Origin of the sequence: Ectothiorhodospira shaposhnikovii, assembly GCF_047222355.1 — a bacterium.
Taxonomy (GTDB): domain Bacteria; phylum Pseudomonadota; class Gammaproteobacteria; order Ectothiorhodospirales; family Ectothiorhodospiraceae; genus Ectothiorhodospira.
Window position 1 is genome coordinate 66,238 of sequence record NZ_CP178333.1, and the last position, 21,210, is coordinate 87,447.

At 60.6% G+C, this 21,210-nt stretch carries 18 protein-coding genes; 7 read left to right on the plus strand and 11 right to left on the minus strand.

Annotated features, from left to right (window positions below; all coding sequences use genetic code 11):
• Window positions 1-19: 19 nt before the first annotated feature.
• The 6 genes from ACLF6L_RS00285 to ACLF6L_RS00310 all read right to left on the minus strand — a co-directional run bounded on the left by ACLF6L_RS00285 (window position 20) and on the right by ACLF6L_RS00310 (window position 5,103).
• On the minus strand, window positions 20-1,723 hold the full coding sequence (locus ACLF6L_RS00285) for a DUF262 domain-containing protein (protein WP_412852101.1): 1,704 nt from the start codon (window positions 1,721-1,723) through the stop codon (window positions 20-22).
• Window positions 1,720-2,421 carry a DUF4276 family protein gene (locus ACLF6L_RS00290; protein WP_412852102.1) on the minus strand — a complete coding sequence of 234 codons (702 nt, stop codon included), beginning with the start codon at window positions 2,419-2,421 and terminating at the stop codon, window positions 1,720-1,722. Before ACLF6L_RS00290 ends, ACLF6L_RS00285 begins: the two co-directional genes overlap by 4 nt.
• Window positions 2,418-3,521, minus strand: coding sequence for an AAA family ATPase (locus ACLF6L_RS00295; RefSeq protein ID WP_412852103.1), 1,104 nt, complete (start codon window positions 3,519-3,521; stop codon window positions 2,418-2,420). The genes ACLF6L_RS00290 and ACLF6L_RS00295 overlap by 4 nt, the downstream gene beginning before the upstream one ends.
• 33 nt (window positions 3,522-3,554) lie before the next feature.
• Window positions 3,555-3,800: a hypothetical protein gene (locus ACLF6L_RS00300; RefSeq protein ID WP_412852104.1), complete on the minus strand. Its 246-nt coding sequence runs from the start codon at window positions 3,798-3,800 to the stop codon at window positions 3,555-3,557.
• Between the two features lie 230 nt (window positions 3,801-4,030).
• Entirely contained in the window at window positions 4,031-4,381 is a 351-nt protein-coding gene (locus ACLF6L_RS00305; protein WP_238617189.1) for a DUF2782 domain-containing protein, read from the minus strand.
• Window positions 4,378-5,103: a TIGR00730 family Rossman fold protein gene (locus ACLF6L_RS00310; RefSeq protein WP_008932970.1), complete on the minus strand. Its 726-nt coding sequence runs from the start codon at window positions 5,101-5,103 to the stop codon at window positions 4,378-4,380. Before ACLF6L_RS00310 ends, ACLF6L_RS00305 begins: the two co-directional genes overlap by 4 nt.
• Window positions 5,104-5,238: 135 nt before the next feature.
• On the opposite strand from ACLF6L_RS00310, the gene polA reads away from it, so the two are divergent.
• Window positions 5,239-7,941, plus strand: a complete 2,703-nt coding sequence (polA, locus tag ACLF6L_RS00315; protein ID WP_412852105.1) for a DNA polymerase I — start codon at window positions 5,239-5,241, stop codon at window positions 7,939-7,941.
• A gap of 625 nt (window positions 7,942-8,566) precedes the next feature.
• Here polA and yihA read toward each other — a convergent pair.
• Window positions 8,567-9,196 carry a ribosome biogenesis GTP-binding protein YihA/YsxC gene (gene yihA / locus ACLF6L_RS00320; RefSeq protein WP_238617249.1) on the minus strand — a complete coding sequence of 210 codons (630 nt, stop codon included), beginning with the start codon at window positions 9,194-9,196 and terminating at the stop codon, window positions 8,567-8,569.
• Between the two features lie 172 nt (window positions 9,197-9,368).
• On the opposite strand from yihA, the gene ACLF6L_RS00325 reads away from it, so the two are divergent.
• From ACLF6L_RS00325 to ACLF6L_RS00345, 5 genes are all read left to right on the plus strand, one after another.
• Window positions 9,369-9,992, plus strand: a complete 624-nt coding sequence (locus ACLF6L_RS00325) for a c-type cytochrome (RefSeq protein ID WP_238617191.1) — start codon at window positions 9,369-9,371, stop codon at window positions 9,990-9,992.
• A gap of 193 nt (window positions 9,993-10,185) precedes the next feature.
• Complete coding sequence (locus tag ACLF6L_RS00330; RefSeq protein WP_238617192.1) at window positions 10,186-12,225, plus strand: cytochrome c biogenesis protein ResB; 2,040 nt, start codon at window positions 10,186-10,188, stop codon at window positions 12,223-12,225.
• 21 nt (window positions 12,226-12,246) lie between these two features.
• A complete protein-coding gene (ccsB, locus tag ACLF6L_RS00335) occupies window positions 12,247-13,587 on the plus strand; it encodes a c-type cytochrome biogenesis protein CcsB (RefSeq protein WP_238617193.1) in 1,341 nt (446 codons plus the stop codon).
• Window positions 13,588-13,597: 10 nt separating this feature from the next.
• A complete protein-coding gene (locus ACLF6L_RS00340) occupies window positions 13,598-14,467 on the plus strand; it encodes an endonuclease/exonuclease/phosphatase family protein (RefSeq protein WP_008932964.1) in 870 nt (289 codons plus the stop codon).
• Between the two features lie 170 nt (window positions 14,468-14,637).
• Entirely contained in the window at window positions 14,638-15,516 is an 879-nt protein-coding gene (locus ACLF6L_RS00345) for a carbohydrate kinase family protein (protein ID WP_412852106.1), read from the plus strand.
• On the opposite strand, the gene ACLF6L_RS00350 is transcribed toward ACLF6L_RS00345, so the two are convergent.
• From ACLF6L_RS00350 to ACLF6L_RS00360, 3 genes are read right to left on the minus strand one after another with little or no spacing between them, the layout of a single operon-like run.
• Window positions 15,511-16,905, minus strand: coding sequence for an APC family permease (locus ACLF6L_RS00350; RefSeq protein WP_412852107.1), 1,395 nt, complete (start codon window positions 16,903-16,905; stop codon window positions 15,511-15,513). The two genes, ACLF6L_RS00345 and ACLF6L_RS00350, sit on opposite strands and share 6 nt — an antisense overlap.
• Window positions 16,905-17,840 (minus strand): SAM-dependent methyltransferase, encoded by a 936-nt coding sequence (locus tag ACLF6L_RS00355; RefSeq protein ID WP_412852108.1) that lies wholly within the window; start codon window positions 17,838-17,840, stop codon window positions 16,905-16,907. The genes ACLF6L_RS00350 and ACLF6L_RS00355 overlap by 1 nt, the downstream gene beginning before the upstream one ends.
• A 55-nt stretch (window positions 17,841-17,895) precedes the next feature.
• A complete protein-coding gene (locus ACLF6L_RS00360) occupies window positions 17,896-19,833 on the minus strand; it encodes a TonB-dependent receptor domain-containing protein (protein ID WP_412852109.1) in 1,938 nt (645 codons plus the stop codon).
• Between the two features lie 170 nt (window positions 19,834-20,003).
• On the opposite strand from ACLF6L_RS00360, the gene ACLF6L_RS00365 reads away from it, so the two are divergent.
• On the plus strand, window positions 20,004-20,906 hold the full coding sequence (locus ACLF6L_RS00365; RefSeq protein WP_200171637.1) for a LysR family transcriptional regulator: 903 nt from the start codon (window positions 20,004-20,006) through the stop codon (window positions 20,904-20,906).
• Here the strand turns inward: ACLF6L_RS00365 and ACLF6L_RS00370 are convergent.
• On the minus strand, window positions 20,879-21,037 hold the full coding sequence (locus ACLF6L_RS00370; protein WP_412852110.1) for a hypothetical protein: 159 nt from the start codon (window positions 21,035-21,037) through the stop codon (window positions 20,879-20,881). The two genes, ACLF6L_RS00365 and ACLF6L_RS00370, sit on opposite strands and share 28 nt — an antisense overlap.
• Window positions 21,038-21,210 lie beyond the last annotated feature (173 nt).

Sequence of the window (21,210 nt, forward strand, 5' to 3'; positions counted from 1 at the left end):
TGCTGGGAGACGGAAGCCATCAATGGACTTTCCACACGGTCGCTGCCAATTCCGCCAATCTCTTCTGGCGGGCCTCAATTCTGCCCTCGTCCCAGTCCTCGTAGTGTTCGGCGACACTACGGGTGATCTGAAACTGGCTGTTGCGGTACGCCTCCCGTTTGACATCATAGCCAACATTGCCAAGATCGCGGTTGGCGCCAGTTTCCATGGGGGTCATGTTGCCCAAGCGGTAGATACTTCGCTCCTGCTGGCTTTCATTCATGTGGTTCCATGCCTCGGAAGGACTTTCCGGCAGGATGTGCTCCAGATTGTAGGCGCTGCTTTCAAAGTCAAAATCCTGCCCGGAGCGCTGCTTTTCCAGTGCGAATAGAATGTATCTCACCACTTTCTTGTTGCGGCTGTTGGTGGTCTTCAGCGACTTGCTGGTGAAGGCGGCCTTGAATGTCCGATCGTCGGGGTACACATCGCCCAATGCGGCCAGCACCTCGGTCGCGTTGTGGTACTCGCCGTTGCTCAGTTTGCGGGCAATGTCGTTGTACACTCGCTCCTGATCGTGGGTTTGTAAACTGCAGATGACGTTATAGCGCAGCGACACCACCGCCACGGCACGCAGGATGCGGCTGAAACTGTCCCGGTCGGTGGTATAAAAGCGCCGGTAGCTGGCCACGAGCATCGCCAACGGCTGGCGCACATTGAACATCATCAGTTGCTGCAAGGCTTCCCGCTCTGGCGGCTGCCAACCGCTGTGCATGGGGTCGCGCAGGGCGGCATAGGTCTCGGCGGCGTGGTCCAGCTCTCGTACCAGCCCAAATGCGGCCTGCTTGGTGGCGATGCGTCGGCGAATGGTCTTGAACAGATCGGACTTGCGTACCAGCCGGTTGCAGCTGTTCCAGTACACCCGCAAGAACTCCGGGAAGCTCTCGCTACCGAGCAGGCCGACAATGCGCTCCCAGCGATCTTCCAGCGCCTTGATTTCAGCCTCATGGAGATCGCCGCTGCTGATCAACGAGAACAGGTAGTTTTTCAGCAAATCGGTGGCGGAAAGCCGCACCCCACGGGCATTCAAGGTTTCGAACACCTTGAAGGCGTTGAGCTCATCGGTGACCGTGATCACGGTGAAGAACAGTTTATCGACCAAGGCATCCAGCATGGCGGCAAAGCACCGACCGCTGTCGGCAGCCCGGCCAAACCGCTGGCTGAAGCGCTCCTTGAACCAGTGGAAGGCCTTGCGCAGCTGATGCTCGGAGGCATGTAGCCCCCGCTGGGGCATGGTCTCCAGGGGCACCAGATAGGTCTGGTAGAAGCGGTTGTTATGGCGGTTTAGTTCCAGCTTGGAGCGGGGCACCAGAGTGACCGGATCCACATAGCCGATGTAGCTATTCTGTAGCTGTTCCTTGCGTCGGGTGTTGTTGTCCGCATCATGGCCGGTAGCCACCAGATCCTGCAGATAGGACAAACCCGCCAGGATCATCACGCTGAGGGTGGTCAGGCGCTGCTGGCCATCGATAATGTCGAATCGCTTGCTGTCGGAGGATTGCAGCACCAGATAGCCCATGTAGTGGGCTGGCTCGCCATCCTCCTCGAACAGGGCGGTCATGTCCTGCCAGAGGTCGTCCCACTCGTCTTCGGACCAGGAATAATCCCGCTGAAACGGCGGCACCTTGTAAGTCAGCCCATTGCCCAAAAGCTGCCGAAAAGTGCTGTTGGTGGTGTTGAAATTCATGGCACTTCCAAGTTTAAATTCGGGTCATGGTTTGCCAGCAAGGACTCGATGCGCATCAACCAGTCATTAAACAGAACGCAGTGTTTGCGCATCGCATCGAGACCGACCTCAAGCGCCGCAAGCGAACCCATCAAAGGTTTTTCATAGCCAGGAACCAATCGCATGATGCGTTTGCTAGGCGCTGTAATCGGACTGTTGTTGATGTGCTCTGGCGTATCGAAGCTGTCTCTGATCTCACTGAATGCAACGGCCAAGCTGGGCTGATCGATCCCCTGGGCAAATGATTGCGGATCGCTGAAGAGTAAAGCCTCGAATTCATAAATCTGCACGAACGGGAGGAATCGACGCATAGGGTCTTCCCCGATCACTCGCTTGAGTTCATCAAACATGGCGTTTTGCAGCACTTGCGCTTTATCGCGAATGTCCGCCTGGCCTGGCAGCGCACCCTTACCAGGAAATCCTTGTGGAAGACCATAATAATCAAAAAATGTGGTGCAGTATGCGGTTCGATCACCCAGCAGGCGATTTTTAACGTCCACCAGCAGACGCTGAAATTTGAAGTTTCCACCCTTATGGCCAGGTTTGCCTACCAGGGCAGGAATGAGTTGAATGCCCTTGGGTAACATAGCCGGCGCAAGCAGCTCGTTGACGAACATTTCCTCGGTTTGGCCTTCACAGATCACATGAACACGAATCATCGGGAAGGCCTCCCGCCCAATACGTTCTTCTCCCACAGTTCACCGATGCTGTAATCCTCTAGCCAGCTTACAAAGTCATCTGCATCCAGCCGTTTGAATGCGCTACCGCCACCTTCGCGCTCGACGACAATCAAATCGTCAATCTCAAACTCGTTGAGAAGCGGGACTGACTGTGTGGATACGATGACCTGGGTACGCTTTGAAGCCGAACGTATCAAGGCGCCGAGCAACGTGATTGCATAGGGATGCAGCCCCAGCTCAGGCTCATCAATAATGATCGTCGTAGGCGGGTTGGGTTGCAGCAAGACCGTAACCAGGCAAATGAAACGAATCGAACCGTCCGAAAGTTGGCTGGGCCATAACGCATAATCGCTGTCGTTTTGCTTCCAAAGGAGCCGAATTTGCTGCTCTTCAGTGGGCAGTGTGATGGGGTTGAGGACAAAGTCATCGAAGAACGGAACTGCCAGGCGAACCGTCTTGCGTATCTGGCTGTAAACCTCAGGTGCCTCATTTTTTAGCCGGTAGAGAAATGCAGCCAAGTTAGAGGCATCCATGCGTAAATAGGCATTGTCATGAACAGCGCTTTGTCGCTTGACTCCGGCAGTATCACCCGTGTCATGGAAGTGATATACCCTCCATCCGGAGATAGCCTGATAACAAAAATCTGCAACTGAAGCTCCAGCACCTGACTGAGATCGCGCCTTAAGCTTGGATTCGACATGCCCTGTGCCAATGACCTTATCAGTTGGCCCAAAAAAAGCGCCAGAAAAGAAGATCCGCTCTTTCGTAAATGTAAAGCCAGCGTCTACATTAGGTTCGAGCACCAATTCGTACTCATTACTACCGAAGCAGACAAGTGTGCTCAGTGAGTGGGTTTCCTTAACTCCATAGCTCAGAACCCTATCTGCACCACCTTGCTTGCTTGTCCATACCTGCAGCCGTCCCTCGACTAGCTCCGAAAGCATGCGGAAGTAAGCCACAAAGTTACTTTTGCCAGCGCCATTGGCTCCAATAAGAATATTAAGATTCGACAGATGCAAGTCTTCAAGCCTGCGAATGGACTTGAACCCGCTAATGGACAAGGTTCGAATTGGGGTCATGGTAATCGTGGCTCAGTCATGGGGCTTTGGATGTCAAAGGCTGGGGTATCCCCACGTTTTGCGGGTAGAAATTTTTATGAAACAGTGGGGTAAAAGGGCCGGGTAGCCGTGGGTGAAGCGATCACCCGTAGCCACCCGGCCGAGATATCCAAGACAAAACTCATCCGCCAGCGCATGCACTTCCTCTTGGGTGATGCCCAGGTATCGCATGGTCACCGCCGGACTGCTGTGATTGAGGGCCATGCAAATCAGTTCGATGGGCTTGCCGGCATTGTGCATGGTCCAGTCCCGGATTTTCCGCATACTGTGGGTGCTCAGCTTGAGGTCGATGCTGCGCCTTTCGCCCACGGCCTTGAGAACGCGGGCCACCACTTAGCGGGACAGGGGCTGGCACAGTGCCTTGGCCTGATTGCTCTCGCCCTGGAATAGACAGACATGATCCGGGTGTTCCCGTCTTCTCCGGTCGAGTTCCGCCCGGGATTACGTTCCCCATCTGCGAGACATACCGACTAGAACCGGAAGATCACCCAGGCCGGCACCAGGATCTTGGCATCCAGCTCCGTCATGCGGGTCTCCAGCTGGCCGTCTCCGTCCGTGTCCACCAGGTAATAGGGGGGCGCGTTGGCCGGTGTGACCCGGATCATGTAAAGCTCCCCATGGAGCCGGTATTCCTCGATCCGTTCCCCCTCCCGCTCAATGATGGTCACTGTGGGCTCCAATAGCTCCCGGGTGGCCATGTCGCTGTCGTCCAGCAGCGGCGGCGGGGGAGGCGCCGCCTGCTCCTGGGCCGACAGGGGGAGGGCGGCCGGCCAGAACAGGAGGGCGGCAAGAACAACGGGCAGGGTGCGATAGCTGTTCACAGGTCCATCAGCCTCTCTCTCTCTTCGGAGGTCGGTTCCAGGCCGCCGAATTCGTAGAAATTGAAGATCGCGTCCACCACGGACTTGGCGTCATCCACGAGAGTATAGAGGTCCAGGTCTTCCTCGCTGATGGTGCCTTCCGTCACCAGGGTGGTTTCAAACCATTCCAGCAGCCCCCGCCAGAAGCTGCTGCCCACCAGGATGATGGGGATGCGCCGGGTCTTGTTGGTCTGCACCAGGGTGAGGATCTCCGCCAGTTCGTCCAGGGTGCCGAAGCCTCCGGGCAGCACCACATAGGCGGAGGCATATTTCACGAACATCACCTTGCGGGAGAAGAAATGCCGGAAATCCAGCGAGACATCCTGATAGGGGTTGGCCGTCTGCTCGTGGGGAAGCTGGATGTTCAGGCCGATGCTGGGGGACTTGCCGGCAAAGGCGCCCTTGTTGGCCGCCTCCATGATGCCGGGACCGCCACCGCTGACCACGGCAAAACCCGCGTCGGAGAGCTGACGGGCGATGTCCTCCGCCAGTGCATAGGTGGGGTGTCCGGGGGGGATGCGGGCGGAGCCGAAGATGCTCACCGACGGCTTGATGCGGGCAAGGCGCTCGAATCCTTCCACGAACTCCCCCATGATCTGGAATATCTTCCAGCTCTCGCGGGTGAGCATGGTGTCGTCCATGGGTTGCAGTCCCGGATGGCTGGCGCGTTCGTGGCTCTTCATGTCGGCCCCTTTTTCATTGTTGTGTACTCCGGCAAGGTTAGCCCTCCGGGCGGCCAGTGGCTAGTGGCTGGCCTGATCCCTTGCGCCCGGGTACCCTGTGGTCCCGGTCCTTGAACACTGCTGAGAACCCGCCTGGTGAACACTTCATCTCCCCTGATCCTGGTGGACGGATCTTCCTACCTCTACCGCGCCTTCCATGCCCTGCCTCCCCTGACCAATTCCCGCGGCGAGCCCACCGGGGCGATCTATGGTGTGGCCGGCATGTTGCGTAAGCTGATCGGTGAGTATCAGCCCAGCCACATGGCCGTGATCTTCGATGCCAAGGGCCGGACCTTCCGCGATGATCTCTATGCCGAGTACAAGGCCCATCGCCCACCCATGCCGGAGGAGCTGTCGGCCCAGGTGGCGCCCCTGCACGCGCTGGTACAGGCCATGGGCATTCCCATGCTGGTGGTGGCCGGCGTGGAGGCCGACGACGTCATCGGCACTCTGACCCGGCAGGCCCGCCGGGCGGGCATGGAGGTGATCATTTCCACCGGCGACAAGGACCTGGCCCAGCTGGTGGAGCCGGGGGTGACCTTGGTCAACACCATGAACGGCACCGTGATGGACGAGGCCGGGGTGGAGGAGAAGTTCGGTGTCCCCCCGGCGCGCATCGTGGATTACCTGACCCTGGTGGGAGATGCCGTGGACAATGTCCCCGGTGTGGACAAGGTGGGTCCGAAGACGGCGGTGAAATGGCTCAAGGCCCATGGCAGTCTGGACGAGATCATGGCCCGGGCCGACGAGATCAAGGGCAAGGTGGGGGAAAACCTGCGCACCGCCCTGGCCTGGTTGCCCCTGTCCCGGGAGCTGGTCACGGTGCGCTGTGACGTGGCACTGGACCGGGAGCCTTTGGACCTTCAGTTGCAGGGGGCCGACACGTCGCAATTGCGGGAGTTGTTGGCCCATCTGGAGTTCCGCCAATGGCAGGCCGAGTTGGAAGGGGGCGAACCGGTCCCCGAGCCGGACCCTGACGCGGCGCCCGAGGTCCGTTATGAAACCATCCTGGAAGCGGAGCAGCTGGAGCGCTGGATGACGCGACTGGCCGAGGCGCCGCTGTTCGCCTTCGACACCGAAACCACCAGCCTGGACTACATGCAGGCCCGGGTGGTGGGACTGTCCTTCAGCGTGACCCCCCATGAGGCGGCCTATCTGCCCCTGGCCCACGACTATGGGGATGTACCGGACCAACTGCCCCTGGACGAGACCCTGGAGAAGCTGCGCCCCCTGCTGGAAGATCCGGACCGACCCAAGCTGGGGCATCATCTGAAATACGATCGCAATGTCCTGCTCAACCACGGCATCGAGCTGCGGGGCATCACCCATGACACCATGCTGGCCTCCTACGTGCTCAACAGTACCGCCGGGCGCCACGACATGGACAGTCTGGCCCAGCGCTGCCTGGGGCTGAAGACCATCCACTACGAAGACGTGGCCGGCAAGGGGGCGAAGCAGATCCCGTTCTCCCAGGTGCGGCTGGACGAGGCCGCCCCCTATGCGGCCGAGGATGCGGACATCACCTTGCGGCTGCACCGGCATTTCTGGCCCCGGCTCAAGGACCTGGAGGGGCAGCGGCGGATCTACGAAACCCTCGAAATCCCCCTGGTCCCGGTACTCTCCCGGATGGAGCGAACCGGGGTGCTGGTGGACCCGGAACTGCTGTTCACCCAGAGTCATGAACTGGCCGACCGCATGGGCCAGATCGAGCGGGAGGCCTACGATCTGGCCGGCGCCGCCTTCAACCTGAGCTCACCCAAGCAGATTCAGGAGATCCTGTTCGAGCGCCAGCAGTTGCCTGTGATCCGCAAGACCCCCAAGGGCCAGCCCTCCACCGCCGAGGATGTCCTGGAACAGCTGGCCCTGGACTACCCTCTGCCGCGCCTGATCCTGGCGCATCGTGGGCTGTCCAAGCTCAAGTCCACCTACACCGACAGGCTGCCGGAGCGCATTGACCGGGATACGGGGCGGGTCCACACCTCCTATCATCAGGCGGTGGCCTCCACCGGGCGGCTGTCTTCCTCGGAGCCCAATCTGCAGAACATTCCCATCCGCACCCCGGAGGGCCGCCGCATCCGGCAGGCCTTCGTTGCGCCCGAGGGGCGCCGGATCCTGGCGGCGGACTATTCCCAGATCGAACTGCGCATCATGGCCCATCTGTCCGGTGACCGGGGGCTGTTGCAGGCCTTTGCCGACGGGCAGGATATCCACCGGGCCACCGCCGGCGAGGTCTTCGGCGTGGGGGTGGAGGCTGTGACCACGGAGCAGCGGCGGGCGGCCAAGGCCATCAATTTCGGTCTGATCTACGGCATGTCCGCCTTCGGGCTGGCCCGGCAGCTGGGGATCGACCGGGGTTCGGCCCAGGACTATGTGGACCGTTATTTTGCCCGCTATCCGGGGGTGAAGGCCTACATGGACGGCACCCGTGAGCAGGCCCGGGAGCAGGGGTACGTGGAAACCCTGTTCGGGCGTCGTCTCCATCTGCCGGATATCCGTGCCCGCAATGCCCAGGTGCGCGCCCAGGCGGAGCGGGTGGCCATCAATGCGCCCATGCAGGGCACCGCCGCGGACATCATCAAGCGGGCGATGCTGGCGGTGGACGGATGGATTCAGGCGGAATCCCCCGGTGTCACCATGATCATGCAGGTGCATGACGAGCTGGTGTTCGAGGTGGATGCGGCCGAGGTGGCCTCGGCCCGGGAGCGGATCACCGCGCTGATGTGCGGCGCGGCCGAATTGGATGTCCCGCTACTGGTGGAAGTGGGGGTGGGGGACAACTGGGACGCCGCCCATGCCTAGGGAAGCGCCGCACGATCCCTCGGTCATCGCTTCCGGCATGCCGTCGCTGGATTCCCGCTTTCGCGGGAATGACGCATTCAGGACGGCCCTGCCCCTGGGTGGAGGGGCGGCGATGGCGGAGGTGTCCCGGCCAGGGCGTTCCCGGTGGCGGAGGTGCCGGTGGCGGAGGTGCCTGTCCCGGTCCTGATGTTCCTGTCGGAATCCGCTGAAAACGGCGCTGAATCCGCCCTGATAGGCCCCTTTTTTGAGAGATCTTTCACAGATCCGAAAAGTCCCGCCGGCATCAAGAACTTCCCGGCGGGCAGATAGTCTTTAATCAGTGAGCACCATTTCCATGGGTGCTCCCCGCTTAACCCCCTAGGCGGGAAGCTCTGACTCCCCCAAGTCGAGCCCAACCTGACCCCGGACCACGTAAGTGCTCCGGGGTTTTTTTTCGGTACGCGGAAAATTTCTTCTTTACCCGACCTATTTGGTGAACCATGTGCGAAACGGGGAGTCATATCATACAAGCGCTGCAGCCCGGCGCTTCCCGCTTACCTCCCTGAGCGGGATGGCTCGAACTCCCCCAAGTCGAGCCGGATTCTGCCCCGGTCCACGCCAACCCCCAATGGCAGCCGGGGCTTTTTTATGCCTCTTCCATGGGGCATGCAGGGTTTTCTTCAGGGAACAGCCACCCGTCCAGTACGGAATGGGCATCATCCACCCCCTGTTTCTTCAGAGAAGAAAACGGCTGCACCGTTGCCTCCACTCCCTCGCCGCCGAGGGTCCGGGCCACTTGACGCACCGTATCCATCACCGGCCCCCGCTTGAGCTTGTCGGACTTGGTCAGCAGCACGTGCAGGGGAAGTCGGCGGGCATGGGCCCAGCCGATCATCTGCCAGTCATGGTCCGTCAGGGGATGACGGATATCCATGACCAGCACCAGCCCTTGCAGACAGGTGCGACGGGTCAGATAATCCTCCATCAATTTCCCCCAGCGACGCCGCATCGCTTCCGGCACCTTGGCATAGCCGTAGCCGGGCAGGTCCACCAGTCGACGTTCACCATCCAGGGCAAAAAAATTGATCAACTGGGTTCTACCGGGTGTCTTACTGGTGCGCGCCAGGGCGCGTTGCTGGCACAATGTGTTGATGGCGCTGGACTTGCCCGAATTGGACCGACCGGCAAAGGCCACTTCACGGCCCTGCTCCGGTGGCAGGCCCTTGAGGCTGGCGGCGCTGGTGAGGAATTCCGCCTGGTGATAGGCCGGGTTCATGGATGATCTGACTCGCTGTGTTGTCATGTCGGGTTGACCGTCGTCGACTTTTGCGACGGTGGAGTTAGTATGATATACATTGCGGCTATTTTTGAGGCTGCGCCCGGCGCGCGAGTCAGTGTCAGGTTACCAACGAAGCGCTTATTGTTTCAGGTTCAGGAGTCAACCCACGATGAAAAAACTTGTCCTTATCGCCGTCGCCACACTGGGTATGAGCATGTCGGCGTCGCTGCTGGCCGAGCCCGGTGACCCGGTGCGCGGCAAGGAACTCTCCAGCCCCTGCGTGGCCTGCCACCAGGCCGACGGCAACAGCGTGGTCCCGGCGTGGCCGAAGATCGCCGGCAAGGACGAGGCCTACCTGCTCAAGCAGCTGCGCGACTACAAGGCCGGTCGTCGTAGCCACGCCCTGATGAACCCCCAGGTCGCCGTGCTGGATGAGGAAGACCTGCCTCACCTGGCCGCCTACTTCGCCAGCCAGACCCCCGCACCGGGCCGTACCGCCGCCAGTGCGGAAAAGCTGGCTCTGGGCAAGCAGATCTACTTCGGCGGCAATACCGCCACGGGTGTGGCCGCCTGCGTGGCCTGCCATGGCCCCAACGGCAAGGGCAACCCCGCCGCCGTGTTCCCCAGCGTGTCCGCCCAGCACGGCGTGTACACCCTGGACCAGCTCAAGCAGTTCCGTGATGGTCTGCGTGCCAATGATCCCGGCCGCATGATGCGTAACGTGGCCGGCCGCATGACCGACGAGGAAATGTCCGCCGTGGCGGAGTACATCGCCACTCTGCCGGCCAAGTAAGACCGGATCGGCAAGACCTTTGAAAGGGTGGCCCGGCGGCCACCCTTTTTTGATTCCATCCGGCAGGTCCCGAGTCCCGGGGGTATTTGATCCAGGACAACAAGACCTGCTGATCACGTGGTTTTTGTGCCCGGTGGCAGAACTTGTCTGCCCTTGAGGGTCAAACAGGCAACCACTTTCCGACCCGAGAATCATGAGCAGCACGCCCACCGACCCGACGCCGCCAGGCCGGCGTTCCACCTTTGCCGTTCTGATGGCCTTCCTCGGGTCCATGGGCCTGGCCATCACGTTGCTGGTTGCGCTGGCCGTGGCCTCGGTGGTGGGTACCGTCCTGCAGCAGAACCAGTCCTACGAAACCTACCTGCTGGACTACGGCCCCTTCTGGCACGAACTGTTCCGTACTTTGGGCATCTATCACGTCTACTCCGCCGGCTGGTATCTGCTCATTCTCGTCTTTCTGGTGATCTCCACCAGCGTGTGTGTCTATCGCAGCACGCCGGCCATGATCCGTGACATGAGCCGGTTCCGGCTCGGGGTGAAGGACAAGTCCCTGCGCAGCTTTCAGCACAACGTGCAGCGGGATGCCCATCCCGAGGCGCCGGCGGTGCTCATGTCCCGGGCCGAGGCCGTGTTCCGGGCCCGGGGTTATCGTGTGCGGCAGGCGGATCAGGGTGATCACCGGGTGCTGTCGGCCATGCGCGGCAGTGCCGGCCGTCTGGGCTATTTCTTCACCCATGTGGCCATCGTGGTCATCTGTATCGGTGGTCTGGTGGACGGGCGTCTGCCCTTGATGCTGGCCGAACTCACCGGCCGACTGGAGATCGAAACCCGTCAGGTTCCCGTCTCGGAGATTCCCGAGCAGAGCCGTGTCTCCGTTTCCAACCCCTCATTCCGTGGCTCGGTGGAGATCCCGGAAGGGCAGCGGGTGGACGTGGCCTTCGTGACCATGCGGGACGGCTATGTGGTTCAGGAACTGCCGTTTCACATCGAGGTGAAGGCATTTCGGGTGGAGCGCCACGCCACCGGCCAGGAGCGTTCCTTTGAAACCGATCTGGTTATCCATGATGAATTGCTGGATGAACCCCTGGCGCATACCATCAGCGTGAACCATCCGCTGGTGCATCGGGGCTATACCATCTATCAGGCCAGTTTCAGGGACGGAGGGTCCCGCCTGAACCTGGACATGCATCCCCTGGGGCGGGGCGCCGACCGTCCCATGCCGCTTAATGCCCGCGTTTTCGGCACCTACTCCCAGACCGGTGAGGATGGTACCCGCCTGCGGGTGGAGTTCACCGATTTCAACGACACCAATCCGACTCTGATCGAGGAAGACGGCGTGCGCGAGCGCATGGACATGGGGCCGAGCTTCGAGTACGTGGTCCGGGACAGCAGCGGTGCCGGCTGGTTTCATCGCAACTTCCAGCAACCCATTGAACGGGATGGGCGCCGGTATCTGCTCAGTGGTGTGCGGCAGAATCCGGCGGAACCCTTCAGCTTCCTCTATATCCCCCTGGACCCCCAGGGGGATGGCGTGGATCGCTTCATGCGCTTTCTGGCTCGGCTGACCGATCCCGCCGTGGTGGCCGATGTGGTGGACGAGGCCACCCGGACCGCCGCCGGACAATTCGAGGGGGTGGATGAAGGAATCCGTGCCCAGGTGGCCGAGACCATGCGCGGTCTGCTGGAAACCTTTACCGTCGGCGGCTATGAAGAGGTGATCGCTCAGGTACAGGAACAGGCACCCGAGGGACAATGGGACCGGATGGCGGATATTTTCCTCCGGATCCTCAACTCCGGGCTGGATGCCATCTATCTGCGGGTGCTGGCGGAAGAAGGGATCGAGGTGGTCAGCGACGAGGATGAACGGTTTCTGGAAGATGCCCTGCGGGCCATCAATGCCCTGCCGTTCTACGGCTCGCCGTTCTTCCTGCGCCTGAACGATTTCGAGCATATCCAGGCCTCCGGCCTGATGATCACCCGGGCCCCCGGGCAGGCGGTGGTCTATGCCGGCAGCGTGATGCTGATCCTGGGCATCTTCCTGCTCCTGTATGTGAGCCATCGCCGTTGCTGGCTCTGGGTACAGCCCCGTCCCGAGGGTTCGGGTCTGGTGCTGGCGGGGACCAGCAACCGCAACACAACGGATTTCAACAGGGAATTCGATGAAATATCCCGGGCCGTTCTGGGTGAGTCACGGCCCATGCCGGCGGATCAGGATGCCCGCGCCCGACCATGATTTCGAATGCGAGGTAAGCACATGTCCGTCACCCAAGACACCGTAAGCGCCGAATATCCCGGTTATTTCCGTCGCCTGTCTCCGGCTGACTGGCTTTGGGCCGCCGGCGTGGTCGTGGCCACGATCTTCATCCTGGCCGTTTACGGCCACCGGATGGATATCTACCAGTCCGGAACCCTGGTGGTCACCGCTGCCTCCGGTCTGTGGCTGGGCTGGTTCTGGAAATCGTTCAAGGGCTATGCCCTGGCGGTGACCGGCATGAGCCTGCTGGGGGTGTTCAGCTACGGCGACACCCTGGCCAGTGCCCAGACCAATTTCTTCCTCAAGTACCTGGTCTCGGGCGAGGCCGCGGTCATGTGGATGTGTGCCTTGCTGTACATGTCCACCACCGCCTATCTGGCATCGTTGTTCCGGCGCGAGGCCGGCCGCGGCGTGATGCCGGCCCTGGTTACCGCCGCGGTGACCGGTGCCGTGGGCCTGCTGGGGCTGTGGATGGGGCGCAGTGGTCTGGTCCCGGGATTGGAATGGGCCAGCCCCCTGGTCCTGCTGGTGGCGGTGGGTGCCCTGCTGGGTCCCATTGCCAGCACCGACTTTGCCGCCCGAGTGGGCAGTGCACTGGCCTGGTGCGCCGCCGCCTTCGGCCTGGCCGGATTGCTGGTGCGCTGGCGTGAAACCTACCTGCATGACCCCACCTGGGGTTACATCCCGGTGAGCAACCTGTGGGAGGTCTTCGTCCTTTTCTGTGTCATCACGGTGCTGATGTACCTCTATTACCAGGGTCGTACCCGCAACCTGGGCATGGGCGGCTTCGTCATGATGGTGGTCAGCGCCGCCGTCGCCTTCCTGCTCTGGTACACCCTGGACCGGGAGGCCCATGTGGTACAGCCGCTGGTACCGGCCCTGCAGAGTTGGTGGATGAAGGTCCATGTCCCCACCAACTTCGTGGGCTACGGCGGCTTTGCCATTGCCGCCATGCTGGGCGTGGCCTATCTGATGCGGGTCCGTGGCGAGCGCCGCCGTCCCGACGGCCTGCTGGCCCGGCGGCTGCCCAGCCGCGAGGTGCTGGATGATGTGATGTACAAGTCCATCGCCATCGGCTTTGCCTTCTTCACCATTGCCACGGTGCTGGGCGCCATGTGGGCGGCGGAGGCCTGGGGTGCCTACTGGTCATGGGATCCGAAGGAGACCTGGGCCCTGATCGTGTGGCTGAACTATGCCGCCTGGCTGCACCTGCGCTTCACCAAGGGCTGGCGCGGCGTCCCCATGGCCTGGTGGGCCATCCTGGGCCTGCTCATCACCACGTTTGCCTTTGTCGGAGTGAACATGTTCCTGGGCGGGTTGCATTCCTATGGCAGTCTCTGAGTCCGGATACATGCAAGGCAACAACGGATATGATCATGCTGCCCTGGCGGACACCCTGTCCATCGGACCCAGCACCCCGCCGGTGGCGGGGGGGCAGCGGCTGCGGATTCTCAGCTACAACGTCCAGGTGGGCATCGCCTCGGGGCGCTTCCACCATTACCTGACCAACAGCTGGAAGCATGTGCTGCCCTACGAGGGGCGCATGGGTAACCTGAACAGCATCGCCCGCTTCATTTCCGGGTTCGATCTGGTGGGGTTGCAGGAACTGGACGCTGGCAGTCTGCGCAGCAACTTCATCAACCTGGCCGAATACCTGGCCCATCGGGGGGAATTCCCCTACTGGTACAGCCAGACCAACCGCAACCTGGGCAAGCTGGCCAAGCATAGCCTGGGGCTGCTATCCCGCTTCCGGCCCCACTCGGTGGTGGAGCATCGCCTGCCCGGTCGCATCCCCGGGCGGGGCGCCCTGGAGGCCCATTTCGGTGCCCATCATGGGGAGGACTCCCTGGTCATCATGCTGGTGCACCTGTCCCTGGGCCGCAAGGCCCGCATGTTGCAGATGCAGTACATCGCCGAGGTGCTGCGCGACCATGAGCACGTGGTGGTGATGGGCGACATGAACACCCCGGCCCATTCCCAGGAAGTGCAGCGTCTGGTCAGTCATACCCGGCTGCAGGAGCCCCTGGCCAGTGCCAAGACCTATCCCAGCTGGCGGCCCATGCATGCCTTCGACCACATCCTGGTGACCCCGGGGCTGGGGCTGGAGCAGGTCCATGTCTATAACCTGAACTATTCCGATCACCTGCCGGTGGGCGTGGAGCTGGTGATTCCCGAAACCGTGCGGATGGCCCATACCCGCATCGAACAGTTCTGCCAGTAATGCCTCCCAAGGCCGCTGTGGGAGCGGCCCTGGCCGCGAACAGCGTGGCCCATCAGTATCTCGCCCGAAACCTGCATCGGGTTGCACACTGGCATCCCCCCGCCTAAGCTGAAAGGCCACTCACCGACGGCGGGAGGCCTCCTGTGACCCGGACACCTCGGAACCAGCCCGTGATCTTCGGCGAAGTCCTGTTCGACTGCTTCGAGGATCGCTCCATCCTGGGCGGCGCGCCCTTCAACGTCGCCTGGAATCTCAGGGGACTGGGGGCGGATCCGCTCTTTGTCGGCGCCGTGGGGGATGATGAACTGGGCCGTCGTGTCATGCAGGCCCTGAATCACTGGGACATGCGTCCGGAGGGATTGCAAATGGACCCCGGTCATCCCACCGGCCAGGTCAGGGTGACCCTCAAGGGCGGCGAGCCTCGCTATGACATCCTCCCCGACCAGGCCTACGACCACATCGACACCGCTTTGGCCCTGGCGGCAGCTCCCGCCCGGGCCGGGGTGCTCTACCACGGCAGTCTGGCCCTGCGCGATCCCGTCTCCCGACAGGCCCTGGAAGCGCTGCGCGAGCAGCTGTCGGTCCCGGTGTTCATGGACGTGAACCTGCGCGCTCCCTGGTGGGATCGTGACACCGTGCAGGGGTGGATGGCCCATGCCCACTGGGTCAAGCTCAACCAGGATGAACTGACGGCGCTGTCCCCGGCGCCCGATGAGCCGGATCTGGTGGTTCAGGCCCGTCTTACCCTGGAACGGTACGGGTTGTCGGCGGTGATCGTCACCCGGGCGTCGGAGGGTGCGATGGTGCTCACCCGCGAGGGTGAGCTTCACCAAAGATCGGCGCCGCCGGTGACGGGGTTGGTGGATACCGTGGGGGCCGGAGACGCCTTCAGTGCCGTCACCCTGACCGGCATTCTGCAGGGCTGGGACTGGGAAACCATCCTGACCCGCGCGGCGGATTTTGCCGCCAAGGTCTGTACCCTGCACGGGGCCACCACGGAGGATCGGGAGTTTTATCAGGGAAGCGTCAATCCGTGGAAGGCCTCATGAGGTTTCCGTATCCATGTCCGATTTCACGGTGCGGCCGGCAAACAGGTAGTACAGCAGGATACCGGCCATGATGGTGAGCAGCCCGTACAGGGCCACGCTTGGCCTGCTGTAGAGAACGTATCCGATGATCCAGCCGTTACCGGCGATGAAGATCAGCGGTGTCCAAGGGTAGGCCAGGGTTCTGTAGGCCCGCTGGCGTTGTGGCTGCTTGTGCCGAAGATACATCAGGCCGAGTACCGCCCCGCTGGATGAGATGGACAGGGTAAAGCCGATGTAAATGAGCAGGGCATCGTAACTGGTCGTCAAGATGATGATGGTGGCCAGGATGCCCTGAAAGGCAATGGCCCATGCGGGGGTGCGGTGTGTTCGGTGGACCTCGCCGCATTGCCTGAAAAAGACACCATCCCGCGCCATGGCGAAATAGACCCTGGGACCTGCCATGATCATGGCGCTGATGACGGACAGCAGTCCCAGTGCGATGCCCAGGCTGAACAGTGTGCCGATTTCATCGCCAAAGAGCGCGGTAGCCGCGGCATTCCCGATATCCAGCACGCCGCTCATGTGCTCCGGTGGCAGCGCGTAGATATAGACGATATTGATCAGCAGATACAGACCACTGACCAGCAGGGTGCCGATTGCCAGGGACAGGGGCAGGTTACGCCCCGGATTCCTGATCTCGCCGCCCAGGTAGGCGGCAGCATTCCAGCCACTGTACGCGAACAGGACGAATACCAGAGAGACGGCCAGACCTTCTCCGGTCAACTGGAAGTCCGCGATCGTTTGCGAAAAATGGTCTGTATTGCCCGCACCGAAGGCCAGTCCTCCAATGATGAAGGTGGCCACAAACAGAATTTTCAGGGCGGTGAGCAGGTTCTGGGTGCCGGCTCCCAGCTTCAGGCTATGCAGGTGGATCAGGGACAGCACCAGGATGACGCTGCACGCCACGACTGAAGCGCTGGAGAAGGTCACCAGGGCATGATGACCGATGTCCAGGGTCAGCCAGGGTTTCATGCCCTCCCCTCCCAGAAAATAGACGGAGAAGGCGATGGCCGCGGCCGCAATGGGGGCGGAGAACCCCACGATCAGGGATATCCAGCCTGACAGGAATGCAGGTAATGGCCCGAAGGCTTCCCGTAAATAGGCGTACTCCCCCCCGGCCCGGGGGATCATGGCCCCCAGTTCTCCGTAGCAAAGCGCCCCGGTCAGGGCAAACAGCCCGCCGAGGACCCAGCATGCCATGACGATGCCGGGATGACCCAGTTCTCCCATCATGAAGCCGGACGTGGTGAAAATGCCGCTGCCTATCATGTTGGCGATGACAATGACAGTTGCGGTGGTGAGTCCGATCTCACGCCCGAGACCATCCTTGGAGCCGTGGCCATCCGACATCAGAGGCTGCTCCAGATGTAGATGATGTGTGGACCCTGGATCCGGTCTGCCGCCTTCTCGACGATGTTGCTCAAAGTGCCATGGGTCACCTGTTCACGTCCGGAATCGCCTGCGTGAGTCACGATGGAGATGGCGGTATCCGGGGCAAAATGGGGCTTGAGCCTGTCCGTGAATTCGTCCAGATTCCGATTCATGAAGATCACCAGGGTTGACCCGGCATCGGCCAGTTTGCGCAGGTTTTCCGCTTCAGTCCGCGCGCTGGTGATGGTGATGGAGGCGTGCCGCCCGGATCCGACGACGCTCCGTCCCATGGCGGCGTTGGCGGCATTGAAGCTGGACATGCCCGGAATGATGACCGGCGACAGGTCATGAAATTCCTTAACGTATCCCATATGGGGGCCATAGAGGGTGGGATCGCCGTTATCCAGAATCACAACACGTTTGCCTTGTGCGATGGCGTCACGAATGATGGCCCGAACGGTGTTTTCCATGACATCCGCATCCGCGTCACTCAGATCTCTCCTGGCCAGGCTCTGGAACAGGCCGTGTCCGGCGTCGTGAATCTCCTTGCCATCGAGCAGATGTTCAAATTTTTCCCGTGATTGCCGCATGGTGAAGATGACATCTGCGCCCTGGATGATTTCCATGGCCCGTTGTGTCATGTGCCCGATATCTCCGGTACCTGTGCTGACCAGAAAGAGTCCGCCACCGGTTTCCTGTGTCTGTGCCTGGAGAGACAGGGGTGAACAAAGCATCATCAGGAGGATGGATGCACCAAAAAGCCGGTTTCTGCATGGGCGGTTGAAAATACGCATGGATGAATCCCACCTGTTGTGAGCGTGATTGATAAGAAAACACCAAAGAATGGAAACTACGGGGCAAGCCCCGGCCGTGCCCCCCTTGAAAGAGGGAGGCACGGGCTTGTGGCTGATCATTGGAATCCTGCTGAGCAGGAATTAAGGATTCAGTACATCCCTGAGGGGATGAATGTCAGAACTGATAACGGGCCATCATTCTGATGTCTCGCCCCGGTTCCAGCGTGGCGCCGTCATCCCCGATGGTGGTCTGTTCGCTATAGCTGCGATCAAACAGATTTCTCACTGCCAGCGACAGTGATAATGCAGGTATGCTTGCAGGCTGCCATTGGGCCTGTAAGTGATGGAGGGTATGGCCGGAACGGTCAATCTCACCGTCTTCCAGTCCTGCCTGGGCGACGAGGGTGTACCCCATGGTCATATTTTCGTCGATTCGCCAGACATGATCCCAGACCAGTCGATCGCCGGTATTGCTACCCACGCGCCGAATGGTTGTGATCCGGTCACCGTTCTGATCCACCGTTTTGGCATGCAGGTATGAAAGGGTTGTCTGATAACGACCACTCTGCCAGGAGGTCCTGGCTTCCCACCCCTTGCTGGTGACCCGGTCATCGTTATAAAAACCCGTGACTGGCTGGCCGCGGCTACCACCTATCTGAACGATCAGATTGTCAATGTCATTATGAAAATAGGTCAGGGAGGCATCGAAACGATCGGCATCACGAATCAGGCCCCGTGCCTGATAGCGAAAGCCGGCTTCCTTCTGCTGTGAGCTTTCCGGTCTGAAACTTCGACCGAAACTGCGTTTGCCGGTTTGTGCATTGAATGTGGGTGTGTCCACGGCTGATGCCAGCCAGCCGATGGGTATGACGCCGGTACTGCGCACCGCTTCTCCGTAGTTGGCAAACGTACTCCAGCCCTTGCCAATGTTGACTTCGATACCTGCATTGGGGGAGATTTCGTTGCCACTGATTGCGATGCGGCCGTAGTCGGTTTCATAACGGTCAAACCTTGCTCCGCCGGAGAGTGTCAGTCTGCCGATATAGACATGGTCCTGAATGAACAAGCCCAGGTTGTTCAGGTTGTTTCTGTGTCCCTGGCGTTCGCCATTGTTGTAGATCTCTCCATCTTCCGTGTAATAGTCGATGCCTGTTACCAGATTGTGTGTGCTTGAAATCCAGTCGATAACGGCATTGTTTCTCAGTTCAAAACCTTTTCCGGTACTGGTGGTTTCATTGTTTCTGGTCTGATTGTTCAAGGTGTTTTCATTATTGAACAGGTTCAGTGAGAGATTGACCAGAGGGGTATGTAGTGCATGATAGCGGTAGTTGACGATGTAGGTGTCCCTGTCATTGATCTGATATTCAAGCGGGGCATCCGGGTCGTATGCACCATCACCGGCCGCCCAGCGATAGAGCCCACTGTTTCGGCTTCTTTCAGCACTCAGCCGGAGTGAATGACCTTCGTTTTCCAGAAGGCTGAACTTGATAAAGTAATGGCGATCCCGCCCCGCGGAGCCGTGTACCCTGTCGCCTCCACCGGTTTCATAGTCTTCGCGATTGACGCCCTTGATATGGGCCATCAATCCACTGTGACTGCCCAGCCGGGTATACGCGGTTGCGGCACCGTGATCGGAGCGGTCAGCGGTGTAATAGCCTGCCCTTATCGTTGCACCTGACTGCTGATCAGGGGACAGCAGATCCTGCGCGTCGACGGTCTCGAATCGTATTGCCCCTCCCAGCGCTCCGGCCCCCCGGTCAGCCCCCGGGCCGGCCAGCACTTCCACCCGTTTCAGCAGGTCGGGATCCAGTGAGCCGATACCACCATGATGCTGGAACAGGCTGCGTCCCTGTATGGCGCCGTCAATGGTGATGTTCAGATTGGAGGCATCAATCCCCCTCAGATAGAGGCGTTGAGCATTGTGTGATCCACCCCCGATGGTGATGACGCTCTGATCCCGGAAGACATCCGCCACCGAGGCGGCAAGATTCCGCGTCATCTGTTCCGTGGGGATGATTTGCGTATTGTCAATGTGTGAGCCCTCGATGCTGATGGGCTGCATGTCGACCTGGGTCACATTGCCTTCGGCTTGGGCGGCCAGGGAGGCCGTCATGCACAGTAAAGTACTGACAGCGGCAGGTAACTTAAGAGTCATGGGCGTTTTTTCATGGAAGGCGTTAATGAGTATGTTTATCATTTGATGGAGAATGCTATCTCCTGGCCCATGCGGAAAGAAGATAGGCTTTGTGAACGACTTGTCCCGAAAATGGAACGTGTGACCAGATGAGTGACTTTGAGGCGTTGAAGGCCCTGATTGCACTGCGGGATCATGGCAATCTCACCGCGGCCGCACGGTTTTTGGGCCGTCCCAAATCCACCTTGAGTCGACGTCTGGCGTTGCTGGAACAGGATCTGGGGTTGCGGCTCACCCGCCAGTCAGGGGGCCGGCTGAGCCTTTCCGAGGTGGGTCAGTGCTATGCGGACTATGGGGAAAGAATTCTTTCGCTGTCCGAAGAGGCCCGCGAGGCGGCGCAATCCCTGTCCAGTGACAGGCGCCGCAATCTGTGTGTCTGGATCAGCCATGAAATGGCCTGGGGATGGGCGATCTGGGTGATGAACGATTTCCTGGCCCGTTATCCGGAATATTCCCTGGAAGCCAGGGTGCTGCTACCGGGCGCTCAACCGCCGCTTGACGAGGTGGATGTCTGGCTGGCCTGCGGCCAGGTTCAGGCCCATGGGTTGGCCTGTCAGCCTCTGGGTCGCTGGCAGCGTCGTCTCTACGCCGCCAGCGACCCGGATGCATGCTGCTGTCACCTTGAGGATCCGGATCAGATAGAGCGTTGCTCCTGGATAGAGCTGACCGGTGAATCGGATGCCATCCATCTGCGCCACAGGGATTCCGGCCATTCCCGGCACATCAATCCCCATGCCCGGCTGCGGGTTAATTCCCTGCAGACCCTGGCCGATGGCATTGCACGGGGATATGGCGTCGGGATGTTGCCGGCCTGGGTCGCTGAATGTCCCAGGCACGGGATCATGCGCGGCAGACTGGCCCGGATACTGGCGGACTGGGAAATCATGCCCACGGATCTGTTCATGCTGGTCCGATCCGGCTTAAGGTCCAAGTCAGTGGAATGCCTGACGGCGCACATGAAATCTCAACTGCCTGTGCGCTGGCGGCTGTGATCTTCATTGAGCATCTGCGCCAGCTCCGGCGGGCTGGCGGCACCGAAGTACAGGGTTCGATGGGGGAAGGGGATCTCCACCCCCTCGGCATCAAAGGTCTGCTTCACCCGTCTCAGGAACTCCCGTCCCACCTCCCACTGCTTGATGGGCAGGGTCTTGATGCGTCCCAGCCCGGCCCGGAAGTTCCGGACTCCCGCTTTCGCGGGAGTGACGGCAGTGGGGCCTCATCCCCGGTCCTTTTGTGAGCGTGATTGATAAGAAAACACCAAAGAATGGAAACTACGGGGCAAGCCCCGGCCGTGCC

Bases quoted from the DNA above. Each gene is read 5' to 3' on its own strand.
- ACLF6L_RS00365 (WP_200171637.1), top strand. From the start codon at position 20,004: ATGAGTGACTTTGAGGCGTTGAAGGCCCTGATTGCACTGCGGGATCAT.
- ACLF6L_RS00340 (WP_008932964.1), top strand. From the start codon at position 13,598: ATGCAAGGCAACAACGGATATGATCATGCTGCCCTGGCGGACACCCTG.
- ccsB (WP_238617193.1), top strand. From the start codon at position 12,247: ATGTCCGTCACCCAAGACACCGTAAGCGCCGAATATCCCGGTTATTTC.
- ACLF6L_RS00295 (WP_412852103.1), bottom strand. From the start codon at position 3,521: ATGACCCCAATTCGAACCTTGTCCATTAGCGGGTTCAAGTCCATTCGC.
- ACLF6L_RS00310 (WP_008932970.1), bottom strand. From the start codon at position 5,103: ATGAAGAGCCACGAACGCGCCAGCCATCCGGGACTGCAACCCATGGAC.
- ACLF6L_RS00355 (WP_412852108.1), bottom strand. From the start codon at position 17,840: ATGATCAGCCACAAGCCCGTGCCTCCCTCTTTCAAGGGGGGCACGGCC.
- ACLF6L_RS00360 (WP_412852109.1), bottom strand. From the start codon at position 19,833: ATGACGGCCTCCCTGGCCGCCCAAGCCGAAGGCAATGTGACCCAGGTC.
- ACLF6L_RS00290 (WP_412852102.1), bottom strand. From the start codon at position 2,421: ATGATTCGTGTTCATGTGATCTGTGAAGGCCAAACCGAGGAAATGTTC.
- ACLF6L_RS00285 (WP_412852101.1), bottom strand. From the start codon at position 1,723: ATGAATTTCAACACCACCAACAGCACTTTTCGGCAGCTTTTGGGCAAT.
- ACLF6L_RS00330 (WP_238617192.1), top strand. From the start codon at position 10,186: ATGAGCAGCACGCCCACCGACCCGACGCCGCCAGGCCGGCGTTCCACC.
- ACLF6L_RS00350 (WP_412852107.1), bottom strand. From the start codon at position 16,905: ATGTCGGATGGCCACGGCTCCAAGGATGGTCTCGGGCGTGAGATCGGA.
- ACLF6L_RS00325 (WP_238617191.1), top strand. From the start codon at position 9,369: ATGAAAAAACTTGTCCTTATCGCCGTCGCCACACTGGGTATGAGCATG.
- yihA (WP_238617249.1), bottom strand. From the start codon at position 9,196: ATGAACCCGGCCTATCACCAGGCGGAATTCCTCACCAGCGCCGCCAGC.
- ACLF6L_RS00300 (WP_412852104.1), bottom strand. From the start codon at position 3,800: ATGCACAATGCCGGCAAGCCCATCGAACTGATTTGCATGGCCCTCAAT.